The sequence below is a fragment of the Spirosoma sp. 209 genome (assembly GCF_002006735.1).
Classification (GTDB): Bacteria; Bacteroidota; Bacteroidia; order Cytophagales; family Spirosomataceae; genus Spirosoma; species Spirosoma sordidisoli.
This window is the reverse complement of sequence record NZ_MVEC01000009.1, coordinates 199,557-214,337: the sequence shown is the minus strand read 5'-3', so window position 1 is coordinate 214,337 and position 14,781 is coordinate 199,557. Positions and strand designations below refer to the sequence as shown.

General features: G+C 54.6%; 12 protein-coding genes. 9 read left to right on the top strand and 3 right to left on the bottom strand.

Annotated features, from left to right (window positions below; translation table 11 throughout):
- Nucleotides 1-14 precede the first annotated feature (14 nt).
- On the top strand, nucleotides 15-458 hold the full coding sequence (locus B1C80_RS16190; protein WP_077922228.1) for a hypothetical protein: 444 nt from the start codon (nucleotides 15-17) through the stop codon (nucleotides 456-458).
- 50 nt (nucleotides 459-508) lie between these two features.
- Here the strand turns inward: B1C80_RS16190 and B1C80_RS16185 are convergent, their stop codons facing one another.
- Complete coding sequence (locus B1C80_RS16185) at nucleotides 509-1,444, bottom strand: hypothetical protein (protein ID WP_077922227.1); 936 nt, start codon at nucleotides 1,442-1,444, stop codon at nucleotides 509-511.
- 388 nt (nucleotides 1,445-1,832) lie between these two features.
- On the opposite strand from B1C80_RS16185, the gene B1C80_RS16180 reads away from it, so the two are divergent.
- Entirely contained in the window at nucleotides 1,833-2,654 is an 822-nt protein-coding gene (locus B1C80_RS16180; RefSeq protein ID WP_077922226.1) for an Fpg/Nei family DNA glycosylase, read from the top strand.
- 101 nt (nucleotides 2,655-2,755) lie between these two features.
- Nucleotides 2,756-3,610: a pirin family protein gene (locus tag B1C80_RS16175; protein WP_077922225.1), complete on the top strand. Its 855-nt coding sequence runs from the start codon at nucleotides 2,756-2,758 to the stop codon at nucleotides 3,608-3,610.
- 151 nt (nucleotides 3,611-3,761) lie between these two features.
- Here the strand turns inward: B1C80_RS16175 and B1C80_RS16170 are convergent, their stop codons facing one another.
- Complete coding sequence (locus B1C80_RS16170) at nucleotides 3,762-5,027, bottom strand: DNA polymerase IV (RefSeq protein ID WP_077922224.1); 1,266 nt, start codon at nucleotides 5,025-5,027, stop codon at nucleotides 3,762-3,764.
- A 154-nt stretch (nucleotides 5,028-5,181) separates the two neighbouring features.
- Here B1C80_RS16170 and B1C80_RS16165 point away from each other — a divergent pair, with 154 nt between their 5' ends.
- Nucleotides 5,182-5,862 (top strand): helix-turn-helix transcriptional regulator, encoded by a 681-nt coding sequence (locus tag B1C80_RS16165; protein WP_369822706.1) that lies wholly within the window; start codon nucleotides 5,182-5,184, stop codon nucleotides 5,860-5,862.
- A gap of 2 nt (nucleotides 5,863-5,864) precedes the next feature.
- On the opposite strand, the gene B1C80_RS16160 is transcribed toward B1C80_RS16165, so the two are convergent.
- Nucleotides 5,865-7,655: an ABC transporter ATP-binding protein gene (locus B1C80_RS16160; RefSeq protein WP_077922222.1), complete on the bottom strand. Its 1,791-nt coding sequence runs from the start codon at nucleotides 7,653-7,655 to the stop codon at nucleotides 5,865-5,867.
- A gap of 344 nt (nucleotides 7,656-7,999) precedes the next feature.
- Here B1C80_RS16160 and fusA point away from each other — a divergent pair, with 344 nt between their 5' ends.
- The 5 genes from fusA (at nucleotide 8,000) to B1C80_RS16135 (ending at nucleotide 14,680) form a co-directional block, all read left to right on the top strand.
- Nucleotides 8,000-10,114, top strand: a complete 2,115-nt coding sequence (fusA, locus tag B1C80_RS16155; protein ID WP_077922221.1) for an elongation factor G — start codon at nucleotides 8,000-8,002, stop codon at nucleotides 10,112-10,114.
- 304 nt (nucleotides 10,115-10,418) lie between these two features.
- Complete coding sequence (gene rpsJ / locus B1C80_RS16150; protein WP_077922220.1) at nucleotides 10,419-10,724, top strand: 30S ribosomal protein S10; 306 nt, start codon at nucleotides 10,419-10,421, stop codon at nucleotides 10,722-10,724.
- Between the two features lie 187 nt (nucleotides 10,725-10,911).
- Nucleotides 10,912-12,939: a DNA mismatch repair endonuclease MutL gene (gene mutL, locus B1C80_RS16145; protein ID WP_077922219.1), complete on the top strand. Its 2,028-nt coding sequence runs from the start codon at nucleotides 10,912-10,914 to the stop codon at nucleotides 12,937-12,939.
- A gap of 35 nt (nucleotides 12,940-12,974) precedes the next feature.
- A complete protein-coding gene (locus tag B1C80_RS16140) occupies nucleotides 12,975-13,754 on the top strand; it encodes a rhomboid family intramembrane serine protease (RefSeq protein WP_077922218.1) in 780 nt (259 codons plus the stop codon).
- Between the two features lie 2 nt (nucleotides 13,755-13,756).
- Nucleotides 13,757-14,680, top strand: coding sequence for a rhomboid family intramembrane serine protease (locus B1C80_RS16135; RefSeq protein ID WP_077922217.1), 924 nt, complete (start codon nucleotides 13,757-13,759; stop codon nucleotides 14,678-14,680).
- Nucleotides 14,681-14,781: the final 101 nt, after the last annotated feature.

The following is a 14,781-nucleotide window of genomic DNA, read 5'->3' as shown; positions in this document are numbered from 1 at the left end:
ACCGATACCAGACTATGACTAAACAACTGCTTTTCTGCGCTTTACTGGGATCGCTGACGGCCTGCCAGCCCGATACGGACATCCAGCCCGGAACGGCCTCGCTCGCGGGCGAAATTGGCGGTCGGTACCGTACCAACGTCTTCCTTGACCCATCGTGCGTGGCGTTGTCCAGCAGTCAGCTGCCAACGGTCACCCTGCTGGCCGAGTCAGACAGTGCGGTATCGGTACTGTATGCCTATCAGTATCCACAAAAAGGTACCCGCCGGGTAGAGGGCGTTGCCCTAAGCCGCCAGGCCGACAGCTCGGTGCAGCTGCGGGTTGGCAATACGACCCTCGGCAGCGTGCAGACCGAACGCGTCTTTACCGACAACGGCATGGAGAAAGAAGGGAAACTGCTGCGGATTACGTACCAGAACGGCGCTACCGAGATTCCGTACTTTGCGGGCGTGAAGGAATAAAAAAAGCGCGATATCGTTGGATACCGCGCTTTGTAGGGAGTGGTGTAGGCTTAGCGAACCGCAAACTCACCGGCACCGATCCGGAAGCCTTCCGAATACAGCTCTACCGTGTACTTGCCGGGCTTGTAGGGAATGCCACGGGTATACAGCAGCTCAACGTTCTGACCATTGCTGGTGTAGTTGACTGTCTGCTTGGTGGTGTAGATCGTCTCGTTACCATCAACCGTGAACGTACCCGAACCGTTGGCCATATCCGATACAACGGCACCGCTTGGGTCAAGCACCCGAACAAACACTTCTTTCGGCTCTTCGCGGGTCAGCGGGTTGTCGAGCAGCGTATAAACCAGTTTGATTTTGTCTAACCGCTTGGCTTTGTAGGCGTCGTCTTCTTTGACTTTGCCTTTCGAGCTAACCGCAAACACTTTCACGTTCTGGGCTTTCAGGGCGGCAGCGCGGGTTACTTTGGTGCTCAGCTCCTGGTTCTGGGTGGCGATGGTGGCAACCGAGTCGCTCAGGCGCTGACGCTCGGTCTTAAGGCCGGTATTCTCTTCGTCCAGCACTTTTACGTTCGTGGCCAGCGTCACGTTTTCACGCTGTAGGTTGGCGATGAGCGTATCTTTCTCGATCAGGAACGCTTCATACTGCTTGATTTTGGTTTCGTACTTGGCGATCGAAACCCGGTTGCCCCGGCGCAGCGATGCTCTGTCTTCTTCCAGCTGGGCTTTTACTTTCTGCAGCTCCGTAACGTCGCCCCCTAATTTTTGTACTTCGGCAATTTTGGCGTCTAAGGCCGTCGAGATCGAATCCAGTTTAACGCGGGTGGTTGAGAGTTCTTCTACGCGCTCGGATATAGTAACTTCTTGGTTCTCAGAAACTTTTTTCTGATCGAAATACAAATAACTCGATACCCCGGCTAAACCAGTCATAATGATAAGGGCGGCCAGTAGGGCACCATTGGTGCGGGGCTTTTGCGGACTATTCTCCATAGTAATGGTCAGTTTAACGATTGAACTTGCACTTTGTACTCGTGTAGAGGTTGTTACATCTGAACGGGTTTATTACAGGAGATCACTTAACAAGAATTACTTACCGATTAGTTGCAAAACGTACGAAAGCAACGCCTTTACGGTTTTCAATATTGTAATCTAAGTCAATAGATTTTGTGCAAAAAAGAAGATAATTCATTGTAAAACAAAGCTTTTTACCGAATAATCAATAATTGATTTAGCGAACGGGACAAACACGCGCCGGAAACAACGATACCCCGGCCCTCGTTACCTAATGTGGGTCAGCCAGGTAAGTAATAGATGACCTGAAATTACCCGGCCGGGACCGGATACCGGTCCCGACACCCGCTGACCCTGCCATACAGTCATGCCCGAACTGCCCGAAGTAGAAATTAGACGCCAATATCTCGAAACGTCATCGCTTTACCAGCCGATACGCCATATTGAGGTGGAAGACAAAAAGCTGCTGACCACCGACTACACTACCCTTAGCGAACGGCTGACCGGACGGCAGTTTACGGGTACGCAGCGCGTTGGCAAGAACCTGTTCGTATTTACCGACCACCCCGACGTCATTGTTCATATGCATTTCGGCATGACCGGCGATCTGGAATACTACCATGCCTCGCTCGACCGGCCCCGCTTTGCCCGCATCGTTTTTGAGTTCGAGGGGGATTTCAACCTTGGCTTTTTGTGTCCGCGCAAGTTTGAGCGGGTTGGCCTTATCGATAATGTCGATGCGTTTTTACGGCGGAAGAAAATTGGTAAAGACGGACTCGACATAGCCCCGGCTGAGCTTGCCGAGCGGGTTCGGGCCAAAAAAGCGGTTATCAAACCGGTTCTTCTCGATCAGAGTGTGGTGGCGGGCCTGGGTAACTGGATTGTCGACGAGGTCTTGTTCCAGGCCCGCGTCCATCCGGAACACCGCGCCAACACCCTGACCGACGAAGAGATGACCCGGCTGCATGAAGCTATCCGGCTGGTGCTGGAGACCGCCATCCGCTACGAAGCCACCTACCGCGACTTTCCCAGCAGTTTCCTGATCCACGTTCGGGAGTGGGACGACTCGCCCTATGACGATGTGGAAGCGCATAAGTTCTGCCCCCGTTGCGGTACCCGCATCGAACGCTCAACGGTGGGTGGCCGAACCACATTCTTCTGTCCCCAGGACCAGCCGTTGCCGGTATAACCGACGTCTGCATGACGATGAGCCGTAGTCAGTTTGGCTGACGAACTTGTACCGGGCCGCTTTCGTTTTCACAATGCGTGTAGATACATTTAATTATACATATGAATCGATCCATTGTTGCCATACAGACCGCTACGCCCAACAGCGTTGGCGATGGTTTTGTCGGGTTGAATGCTTTCCACCCACAGGGCTCACGGCCGTTTAACCCGTTTTTGCTGCTCGACCACCACGGGCCCATGCAGGTTCAGCCCTCGGGTCGGCCGAAAGGGGTTGACAAACATCCACACCGGGGCTTCGAGACGGTCACGATCGTTTACGAAGGAGCGCTCGAACACCGTGATTCGGCCGGTAATCACGGCAAGCTGTTTGCCGGCGATGTACAGTGGATGACGGCTGCGTCGGGTATCATCCACGAGGAAAAACACGAACTCGAATTCTCCCGTCGGGGTGGTCGGCTGGATTTTGTGCAGTTATGGGTCAACCTGCCGGCCAAAGATAAGATGAGTCCACCCCGCTACCAGGATATTGCAGCCACGCGGATTCCGAAGACAACCCTTTTCGGGGGCGGTACACTGCGGGTCATTGCGGGCGAACTGGGCGGGCTGCGCGGTCCTGCGCATACCTTTAGTCCCATTACGGTAGCGGATCTGACCCTGGCTGCCAGCCAGACTGAAACGATTACCGTACCGGCCAATCATACGCTGATTGTCTATGCACTGGCCGGTTCTGCTACGATCAACGGGCAATCGATGACCCGCGGGCAGGTGGCGTTGACGGGCATTGACGGCGATACCATTACGCTAACGGCTACCGCTGATGCCAAACTGCTGATTTTGTCGGGAGAGCCGATTAACGAGCCCCTGGCCGTATATGGTCCGTTTGTGATGAATACCCGCGAGGAAATTATGGAAGCCTTCGACGATTTTCAGAACGGTCGGATGGGGGTGTTGAACTAACCAGCGACGCGTTTTTCGTCGTGCGTATGTTGAGGCCCTGGTTAGTAAAGAACAGCGAGTAATAATCAGGCGCCGTGGGTGTGGCCCGTTAAGCGTTGCAGCCGGACGAAACGACCTACGACTCTGTCCAATCCGGGTAGTGGCACATCCTTTACAAATCCTTGATGTTGCCAAACCCGATGACATCCCGATAGACGGGATTGTCGCGAAGCTCGGTTGCGCGTATGAGTTTGTCGGCACCGAACCTGGTTTTCAGGTCGTAAAGCGTTTTGCGGAGGGTATTTTTACGACTGTCGTTGGTGAAGAGACTGAGCGGAACGGCATCGGCCGGTACGAACCGATGCACCACCACGCTCATGCTGCGGAGGTGTTCGTTCAGTACCGGCTCGCAGTGGTGAGATGCCTGAAACCGCGCCAGCCGCTCGCTGATGATCCGGTACATGTCGGGGCCGTCCTGCATGGGGTCGGTAAAGCTGACCTCGCAGTTGTAGGTTTTGCCGGTATGGTATCGGCACGAAAAAGACAGGTTCTGGCAAAACACGCCCTGCCTAACCATCCGCCGTTCGAGCGTCAGACAGAGCGACTGCAGCAACTCATCCAGCCGCTCCGCCGAGTTGCGCTGCTCCGGCGAGATCGTGCGCATGGCCGACATACTTTTGTACTCCTCGTGACTATCCAGATCGACTTCGCCCGCAAAGTTGAGCCGCAGGTGCCAGTGCAACCCGACAATACTTTTGCAGATGGCCTTCAGCCGCTGGGGCGACGCGTACCGTAAATCCAGCGGAGTACGGATACCACCATCTTCGAGCCGGACCGCCATCCGGTAGCCAATGCCGGGCAGGTCGGTAAGCCGAAGCGACCGAAGTACGGCGTCGATGGTGTCGGGGGTGATCACCGTCAGGCCGTCGGGCTTTTGCAGGTCAGAAGCCAGTTTGGCCAGAAACACATTCGGCGCAATACCAATCGAGCACCGCAGCCAGTCGCCCACCTCGTTCCGAATGGCGGCTTTGATGGTTCGGGCCAGCTGCTCCATATCCTTGTATACCAGCTGGTAGTTGGTCAGGTCAATCACCGCTTCGTCGATGCTTTTCGGCACCACGTCGTCGGCAAACTGTTTGAGCACGCTGATCAGCTTGACGTGGTACGAGCGGTAGCGGGTAGGGTGCGTCTCGACCGGTACCAGATCCGGACAGAGCCGCATCGCTTCATCCAGCCGCATACCGGTTTTTACCCCTTTCCTTTTGGCTTCTACCGAGGGGGCAATGATGCAGCCGTGCTGACCCGTATAGACGCAGACGCCCACCGGCCGACCCCGTAGCCAGTAATTATCCTGTTGTTCGCAGGAAGCAAAAAAGCTGTTCATGTCCACAAACAGGACCGTGGGCAGCGTATGGTTGGTGAGTCGGTTCCGGTTCATCAATTTTTGGATAGAAACGTTCCTTTTGGTGTCGTCTTTCGTCTGTATTAGTCGTATGTTTGTTGTGATACAGGCGCAATATATTTGACTTGTATTATAATGCCAATATATCCATACTATAATGGCGAAAAATTGTTTGGAAAAAGTAGACAACATGACAAGTATACAGGATCGGCTGAAGCAGGTATTTGATTCGCTGGGGATAACCATCTATCAGATTGCCAAGGAGTTGGGCGAGAACCCGTCCAAATTCTATAACATTCTGAACGGACGGGCTAAACCCTCGTACGATACCATCATGAGTTTGCTGGCCTGTTACCCGCAAATCAGCGCCGACTATCTGATTCGGGGTATTTTGCCTGTACTGAATACCCCCGAGGCTAACGCCATGGTATCCGACGCTGACGAAGACACCGCCGAAATTCCGTTCGTGCCGGTGCGGTTCTACGCTACGTTCGTAGAAAGTTACGCCGACGGGATCGGCGCCACGGATACGGAAATGTTCCGGGTCAGAAAGCCGGTACTGAAGGGCCACAAAAAGGCCGTTGTGCTGGAAATTTCGGGGAATAGCATGAGCCCGCAGCTGGCCCACGGGGCTAAAGTGCTGGCCGTACCGGTGAGTGAGAGCGACTGGGAATACCAGTCGGGGGGCGTATACGCCGTTATGTACCGCGATTATTTTGTGGTCAAGCGCATCCGCGACAACGAATTACTGACCCGCAAATACCTGACTCTTCATTCCGACAACCCGAACGGCGGCAACGTTACGGTTCCGCTGCACGACATTCGGGGCATGTGGAAAATTGTAACGATCGTAGAAGCGCCTGTCGAGTAAGGTCAGGCGCCTGCTACTTCTTCGGTATGCATGGCTTCTTTCTGGTGGGCCCACATCTCGCCGAAAATAGCGCTGTGCTGACGCAGGTGAACGAACGTGCCTTCGTCTACAACCTTACCGTCGCGGAGTATATAAATATAATCGAACATAGGGAGCAGATGCAGGCGATGCAGCGTCGATACGACCACTTTCTGCCGGAATTCGCTCAGCATACTATGATAGATCTGAAATTCAGTTTTCGGATCTACGCTGCTCGTGGGCTCGTCGAGCAGGATAATATCGCTGCTGCGGGCGGCCAGTACCCCGCGGGCCAGCGCCAGCCGTTGCCGCTGACCACCCGACAGGTTTAGTCCTTTCTCCTGAATACTCGTTTCCAACCCCTGCGGCAGATGCGCAACGATGTCGGCAAAGTGGGCGGTTTTGCAAACCTGCATCACCTCATCGTCGGCAAAAGGCAAGCCCAGCGTGATGTTATACCCGATGGTGTTCTCGAAGATTTCGGGCTCCTGCGGAAACAGCGTAACGGTATCGGCGATGGCATTGAGCCCCTGAACGTCCTGCCCGTCGGCCTGGACCAGCGCCCCCGGCTCCGGCGCATACAAGCCCCGCAGCAAGGTCAGCAGTGTACTCTTGCCCGATCCACTTTCGCCAATCAGCGCTACCCGTTTCCCCCGCTCGAGCCGGATACTGACCGAGCACAGGGCCGGACCTTTACGCTGGCTGACCGACGTTGACGGGTGCGAAAAATTCAGATTCGAGAGGGTCAGCGTTTGCCAGTGGTCGGGCAGGGCATCATGCCGAATCGTATCTTCATGCTGCCGGTAGGCGTCGCCGATGCCCCGTGCCGTCTGAACGTCGGTGTTGTACTGCACAATCTGGGTGTATTGATAGGCCACGTCGTTGAATACGCTCGTAAACTGATTCACGTAGCCCAGCAGCGTAACCAGTCCGCCAATCAGGAAGACCTCGCCCGGTACATAATGCTGGTAGACGAAACCCGCAGCCACCACCACGTAGATCAGCGCCACGAGCATACTGGCCACAAACCATTTCCATTCGTTGATTTTTACCTGCCGCATGAACGGCGGAAAAACAGCCGCCACTTTGCCCGAAAAACTCAGCTCGATCCGCTTTTCCAGCCGCAGGGTGATAACCGTCATGATATTGGACAGGTTGTCGAACAGGGTAGAGGAAGCCTCGTGTTCGCGCTCGTTGGTTTCGTCCAGCGCCCGGATGAAGGGTCGGTCGAACCGCAGGATGACGTAGACCGTCAGCGCACCCAGCGCTACGCCGATCAGCCCGAACAGGGGCGAAAAGTACAGCATGGCCCCGAACGAGAAAACGAACTTCGACAGGGCATGGAGGTAGGTGAACCCGCTCTGAAAAAACGACTTCAGCGCGTTATAGGCTTTGTTGATCCGGTTGATGGTTGCCCCGCTGTGGTGATCTTTGTGCCAGCCTACAGGCAGGTGCAGCGTCTGGTGATACAGTTCGTGCAGGAAGTTCCGGCTCAGGTTGAACGCCAGCCGCCGTTCCAGAATCCGGGCCGGGCCATGAAACGCCCATTCGAGTACTTTAAGGGCCAGAAACGCGCCGGCATACCAGCCCGCAATTTCCGGTACCAGTGCGCCTTTCTGCTGAATGGCATCAACAAACCACCCGAAGAGTAACGGGTGTAAAGCGCCGACTATGTTGGCCAGTACGAACAGGACATAGACCAGTACGTACTGCTTTTTTTCCTGTCGGGCATACTGCCAGGCCGTGCGGAGCAGTGACAGGTAGGGATTCTTCATTAGTCAGGTTACGGTAGCGATTTCGGGTCGAAATCGTATAGCAAAGTTGACGAAAAGGCCCGATAAATAGTTCAGGGGGGCAGGCGTAAGTTCAGCTAGATTTATAGATTTAATCTGGATTTAACTGACCAGCTTTTCCGGTCTGGTTGCGCCGGGTAACCCGGCCGGGGCTAAAATCGGGCTGGTTCTGGTTTGTGCGACTGACAAAAACAGAATGTACATTGGTTTTCCGGTTGACTTTCAGTAATTTTGCGACCTGATTTGAAGAGGTGCCGTTTGGTTAGAACTTACCGGTGCCCTTTGGCTGTTATTGAATTACATAACTTTCTGTATAAAACAAGCTAATGGCTCGCGATTTAACGTTCACGAGAAACATCGGTATCGCTGCCCACATTGATGCGGGTAAGACGACCACAACCGAACGGATTCTTTATTACGCCGGGGTAAGCCACAAAATTGGCGAAGTTCACGACGGGGCTGCTACCATGGACTGGATGGAGCAGGAGCAGGAGCGGGGGATTACGATCACCTCGGCCGCTACCACGGTTGACTGGACCTACCGGGATCAAAAGTACCACATCAACATCATCGATACCCCGGGTCACGTTGACTTCACGGTTGAAGTAAACCGCTCGCTGCGCGTACTCGATGGTCTGGTGTTCCTCTTCAGCGCTGTTGACGGCGTTGAACCCCAGTCAGAAACCAACTGGCGTCTGGCTAACAACTACAACGTAGCTCGTCTGGGCTTCGTCAACAAAATGGACCGGTCCGGTGCCGACTTCCTCAACGTCTGCAAGCAGGTGAAGGAAATGCTCGGTTCGTATGCCGTACCGCTTCAGCTGCCCATCGGCGAAGAAGACAACTTCAAAGGCGTTGTTGACCTGGTCAACTTCCGGGGTATCGTCTGGAACGAGTCGGACAAGGGAATGACCTTCACCGAAGTGCCCATCCCGGCCGATATGCTCGACGAAGCGACCGAATGGCGCGAGAAACTGCTCGAAGCCGTTGCCGAATTCGACGACTCGCTGATGGAGAAATACTTCGAGGATCCGGAGTCGATCTCGGAAGACGAAATCCTGGCGGCTCTGCGGAAAGCAACCATCGCCATGAAAATCGTGCCGATGCTGTGCGGATCGTCGTTCAAAAACAAAGGTGTACAAACGATGCTCGACTACGTGATGGCCCTGCTGCCGTCGCCGTTGGACAAAGAGAGCATCAAAGGAACGAACCCCGACACGGGTGAAGAGATTTCCCGCAAGCCGTCGTCGTCGGAGCCGTTCTCGGCCCTGGCGTTCAAGATTGCTACCGACCCTTACGTAGGTCGTTTGTGCTTCGTTCGTTCGTACTCGGGCGTACTGGAGTCGGGTTCGTACATTCTGAACAACCGCTCGGGTAACAAAGAGCGTATCTCGCGGATTTTCCAGATGCACGCCAACAAGCAAAACCAGATCGATCGTCTGGAAGCTGGTGACATCGGTGCCGTAGTAGGCTTTAAAGACATCAAAACCGGCGATACCCTGTCGGACGAGAAAAACCCGATCGTACTGGAGTCGATGGTATTCCCCGACCCGGTTATCGGTTACGCCATCGAGCCGAAGAAAACGGCCGACCAGGATAACTTCTCGAAAGCGATTGGTAAACTGATCGAAGAAGATCCGACCCTGAAGGTTGAATCGAACGAAGAAACCGGTCAGACCATCATTCGGGGTATGGGTGAGCTTCACCTGGAGATCATCATCGACCGGATGCGTCGTGAGTTCAAGGTAGAAGTAAACCAGGGTGCTCCGCAGGTAGCTTACAAAGAGAAGCTGACCAAAAACGTTGAACACCGCGAGGTTTATAAGAAACAGACGGGTGGTCGGGGTAAATTCGCCGATATCGTGTTTGAACTCGGACCCCGCGATGCTGACGAAAACGGTGTAACGCCGATTGGTCTTCAGTTCGACAATGCAATCGTAGGTGGTGTGATCCCCCGCGAATTCATCCCGGCTGTTCAGAAAGGCTTTGACGAGTCGCTGAAGAACGGTCCGCTGGCTGGCTTCCCGCTCGAGAGCATGAAAGTTCGTCTGTTCCACGGTTCGTACCACGACGTTGACTCCGACTCGCTGTCGTTCGAGATGGCGGCTCGTCTGGGCTTCCGCGAAGCAGCCCGTCAGGCTGGTCCGAAACTGCTCGAACCGATCATGGCCGTTGAAGTGCTGACGCCGGAAGAATATACCGGTCCGATCACGGGCGACCTCAACCGTCGCCGGGGTGTGATGAAAGGAATGGATAGCAAAGCCGGATCGCAGGTGATCAAGGCCGACGTACCGCTGTCAGAGCTGTTCGGTTACGTAACGGATCTGCGCACCATGTCGTCGGGCCGGGCTACGGCTAACCTGACGTTCTCGCACTACGAAGTGGTGCCGCAGAACATCTCAGACGCTGTTGTAGCGAAAGAGAAAGGAACGGGTAAATAATACCAGAGGTCATGTGACCTTGATTGATAGGAATACCGGAAAGGCGTCTGACTAGTCAGACGCCTTTTTTTATCGCGCCCGCACCCGGAACGGCCTAACCAACGCGCACCAACCGGAAACAGGCGGCTCGGCGGGCGGATAGATTGGCCGACAGAAAGGCAAAAATTTTGCAGGAACTCGCTGATTCTGTGAGCGGCCGTTTTTTGCCGTACAGATTTTTCGTACCTTTGCACCCGCATTTAGCCACCCGACCGGAGTAAATGGTTCTTTCGGCGGGTGTTATCATCTAACGAACCACAATAGAATGAGCCAGAAAATTCGCATTAAGCTGAAGTCGTTCGATCACATGCTGGTCGACAAGTCAGCCGAGAAGATCGTAAAAGCGGTCAAATCAACGGGTGCTATCGTGAGCGGGCCCATCCCCCTGCCTACCGATAAAGAAATTTATACCGTACTGCGGTCGCCCCACGTAAACAAGAAAGCGCGGGAGCAGTTCCAGCTTTGCACCTACAAACGCCTGGTCGATATCTACAGCAGCAGCGCTAAAACCGTTGATGCCCTGATGAAACTCGAACTGCCCAGTGGCGTCGACGTAGAAATCAAAGTCTAACGGTAGTTGCGCATGGCTTAGCAGGCCGCAAGTACGAAACCAGTTCTGGTTCGGGCTTGCGGCTTTTTGCTAATCAATTATTCTATATTTTAGTTGAATTATACGCCCGGCTAACCTGTTTCCCGTGTAGATCGTCGGTTTCCGGAACTGTATCCGGGCCGGTCTGGCCAACGTCATCTTCTTTGTCATGCATAACGTCATTCAGCTACTGCCCGACTCGATTGCCAACCAGATTGCGGCTGGTGAAGTGGTGCAGCGGCCGGCCTCGGTCGTGAAAGAACTGCTGGAGAACTCGGTCGATGCTAAGGCGAAATCTATTCAGGTCATCATTCGGGAAGCTGGTCGTAACCTGATTCAGATCGTTGACGACGGCCTGGGCATGACCGAAACCGACGCCCGCATGAGCTTCGAGCGGCACGCTACCTCCAAGATTCGCACGTCGGATGATCTGTTCCGGATTCGGACCATGGGCTTTCGGGGCGAAGCGCTGGCGTCTATCGCAGCCGTGGCGCAGGTTGAGATGCGGACGCGCCGGGCCGACGACGAACTCGGCACGCTGATTCGTATAGAAGGCTCGGATATAAAAGCGCAGGAGTCGATCTCTTGCCTGCCCGGTACGAACCTGCTCATCAAGAACCTGTTTTTCAACGTACCCGCCCGGCGTAATTTTCTGAAGTCGAACTCGGTCGAGATGCGCCACATCCTCGACGAGTTTCAGCGGGTGGCGCTGGCCAATCCGGAAGTGGCGTTCTCGCTCTTCCACAACGATCAGGAAATCTACAACCTGCCCGCGGGGAAGCTGAGTCGGCGTATTGTCGACATGTTTGGCAAGAACTACCGCGAGCAGCTTAACTTCTGCGAAGAAAAAACACCCTACGTCACCGTACACGGGTATATCGGAAAACCGGAGTCGGCCAAGAAGGCGCGTAACGAGCAGTTTTTCTTTGTCAACAACCGCTACATCAAGCACAACTACCTGCACCACGCGGTAGTGGGGGCGTATGAGGGAACCCTGCCCGAGGGAAGCCATCCGTTTTATGTCCTGTTTATCGAGATCGACCCGTCGCATATCGATATTAACATCCACCCGACTAAAACCGAAATCAAGTTCGACGACGAGCGGTCGGTTTATGCCATCATGATGGCGGCCGTTCGGAAAGCGGTCGGGTTGTATAACCTGTCGCCCTCGCTCGACTTCGATTCGGACGTTAACTTTCTGTCGGGCGCCCGTCCGGGCAGCGCCCCGGCCGGGCCAGCCAGCAAAACCCCCGACAGCGGTTCACTGCCCAAACCGATTACCCCGTCCTGGGCAACCGACAAGGCGGCTTCCCGGCCTGCTTCGTCCCCGGCTACCGAACGCCCTTCGCTCCGCAACGAATCGCTCGACCGGGCGGCTGGCAGTAGCTTCGACATGCCCCGCAGCTCGGCCAGTACCCGCTCGTCGGTCAATAACTGGCAGGCGCTGTACGAAGGCGTTGCGGGCGCCGACACGCCCGCCCGTACCGAATCGACACCCGAACCCACCGGCGACTGGCTGGGCCCTGCCCAGACGCCACCGCCACCGGCCGAGCAGCCCGTTACGCTGAGTAGCCGCGCCAACCAGCTTCAGGTGCCCGTCGAGACCAACGAATCGGCAGTGCCGGTCGGTGTGGAGGGCGATAACATCATGCAGCTGCAAAATCGGTATCTGCTGGCTCCGGTCAAGTCGGGCATGGTGCTGATTGATCAACGGCGCGCCTATGAGCGAATCCTGTACGACCAGTTCCATTCGGCGCTGACCAAACGAAGCGGGTCGTCGCAGCAGCTGCTGTTCCCGAAAACCGTTACCCTATCGCCCGTTGACTGCCAGCTGGCGCTCGACCTGCGCGACGACCTGATGAGTCTCGGCTTCGAATTTGACGAGCTGGGGCAGAACACGCTGGTGATCCGGGGCGTACCGGCCCTGACAACCGGCGAAAACGAAGAAGAATTGTTTGCCAACCTATTGGCCCAGATCCGGGTCGATACAGGGCGGCTCAAGCTGGACCGCGTCGAGTCCATGGCCCGGTCGCTGGCCCGACGGTCGTCGCAGCGGCATGTATCACGACTCAGTGTAACCGAACGCAAAGCGCTGATAGACCAACTATTTGCGTCAACGAATCCGAGCTATACACCAACCGGCGAGCCGGTTACCGTTGTGCTGACGTTGGATAAGATTGCGGGACTTTTTCGATGAGAAATGGGTTACTTTGAGTAAATTGTCCCTAGAAGATGTTTGCTTTTACGCCGGTTGTTCGTGCTTTACTGATTCTTAATGTCCTGGTTTTCATCGTCACGAACGATGCCATTATTAGTCAGTTTGGATTACACTCGTTCCTGTCGGATCGATTCAATCCCATTCAGTTGCTCACGCACATGTTCCTGCATGGCGGGTTCAACCACATTTTGAGTAACATGATTGGTCTGATCGTGTTTGGACCGATGCTGGAACGATACTGGGGGGCGCGCCGATTCACGTTTTTTTATTTTTTCTGCGGCATCGGAGCGGCTCTTTTATTTTCCGGTATAAACTACTTCGAAATTCGCGACGTATATGAGTCGGTCCGGGACTACCGGGCCAATCCGACACCCGCGGGTTTTATTGCGTTCGTTGACACCCAGGCGCAGTCGTTCTACGATCAGGCAGCCGCGTTTATCGATCGCTTCGAGCAGCAGCCGACAAACCCGCAACTGATAGACGGTAGCCTTCAGATTGTCAATCGGTTGTATCAGGAACAGGTCGACCAGCCAATGGTTGGGGCGTCGGGTGCAATATTTGGTGTAATCATGGGATTTGGGCTGTTGTTTCCGAACACTCAGCTATTTTTATTGTTTCCACCTATACCGATCAAAGCCAAATACCTCGTTATCTTTTACGGGGCTGTTGAAGTCTACTCGGGTTTGTATCGGGCACAAAGTGACAACGTAGCGCACTTCGCCCATATTGGTGGTATGCTATTTGCATTTATACTGGTGAAATACTGGGGTTCACAACGAAAAACGTTTTATTAGTGATGAGCGGGTTGTTAGATGATTTTCGGAGCGAATTCAATAAGCCCAACAATACGTTGGTGCAATTGATATTGGTCAATACTGTCGTATTTCTGGTACTGCTGTTGTCGAAAGTTGGTTTGACTATGGCAGACCGGCTGCCGTTCTATTATCTGGTTCGGGAGCAGATCATGATTCCGGGTGAGATCAATGCGTTCCTGCATAAACCCTGGACGCTGTTCACCTATTTCTTCGCTCATGACGAAATCTTTCATATCCTGTACAACATGCTCTTTTTGTACTGGTTTGGCCGGCTCATCGACGAATACCTGGGTAACCGCCGGCTGATCGGGCTGTACTTCATGGGTGGTATTGCCGGTGGTCTGCTCTACCTGCTGATGTACAACACGGTGCCTTACTTCCAGAACCAGTCCGATACGGCCCGTATGCTGGGTGCGTCGGCCGCTGCGTTCTCGGTGGCGGTAGGGGCTGCCACACTGCTGCCGAATTACACATTTCACCTGCTTTTCTTCGGTCCTGTCCGGATCAAATACATCGTCTTTTTCTTCATCATTTTGTCAGTAGCCCAGTCGGCGGGGTCCAACGCCGGTGGCAACCTGGCTCACCTGGGCGGGGCGCTGATGGGCTTCATGTACGTGAAGATGCTGCAGAACGGAACCGACCTCGGGCGACCGATTTACTGGATTGCCGATGGCTGGAGCAACCTGCTGAAGCCGAAACCAGCCGTGAAAGTGTCGTACCGCCAGCGGAGCAACGCCAATACCCAGGCTAGCACCTACGCGGCTGCCGGCACCTCGTCGTCGACCCTGTCTACTCCCGATCAGGATGAAGTTGATACCATTCTGGACAAGATATCGCGCTCGGGTTACGAAAGCCTGACCCGGGAAGAAAAACAAAAGCTCTTCCGGGCCAGCCAGCGAAATTAAACGACCGCTTTGTATCGGTGTTTCTCCTACCCGGGTTCTATTGCCCTTACGAATCGAAGCCTCCGTTCACTACGTATGTATGCAGACGGCCGGGCTTCGAT

Coding starts and splice junctions, on each gene's coding strand:
- B1C80_RS16190 (WP_077922228.1), top strand. CDS start 15: ATGACTAAACAACTGCTTTTCTGCGCTTTACTGGGATCGCTGACGGCC.
- B1C80_RS16185 (WP_077922227.1), bottom strand. CDS start 1,444: ATGGAGAATAGTCCGCAAAAGCCCCGCACCAATGGTGCCCTACTGGCC.
- B1C80_RS16180 (WP_077922226.1), top strand. CDS start 1,833: ATGCCCGAACTGCCCGAAGTAGAAATTAGACGCCAATATCTCGAAACG.
- B1C80_RS16175 (WP_077922225.1), top strand. CDS start 2,756: ATGAATCGATCCATTGTTGCCATACAGACCGCTACGCCCAACAGCGTT.
- B1C80_RS16170 (WP_077922224.1), bottom strand. CDS start 5,027: ATGAACCGGAACCGACTCACCAACCATACGCTGCCCACGGTCCTGTTT.
- B1C80_RS16165 (WP_369822706.1), top strand. CDS start 5,182: ATGACAAGTATACAGGATCGGCTGAAGCAGGTATTTGATTCGCTGGGG.
- B1C80_RS16160 (WP_077922222.1), bottom strand. CDS start 7,655: ATGAAGAATCCCTACCTGTCACTGCTCCGCACGGCCTGGCAGTATGCC.
- fusA (WP_077922221.1), top strand. CDS start 8,000: ATGGCTCGCGATTTAACGTTCACGAGAAACATCGGTATCGCTGCCCAC.
- rpsJ (WP_077922220.1), top strand. CDS start 10,419: ATGAGCCAGAAAATTCGCATTAAGCTGAAGTCGTTCGATCACATGCTG.
- mutL (WP_077922219.1), top strand. CDS start 10,912: ATGCATAACGTCATTCAGCTACTGCCCGACTCGATTGCCAACCAGATT.
- B1C80_RS16140 (WP_077922218.1), top strand. CDS start 12,975: ATGTTTGCTTTTACGCCGGTTGTTCGTGCTTTACTGATTCTTAATGTC.
- B1C80_RS16135 (WP_077922217.1), top strand. CDS start 13,757: ATGAGCGGGTTGTTAGATGATTTTCGGAGCGAATTCAATAAGCCCAAC.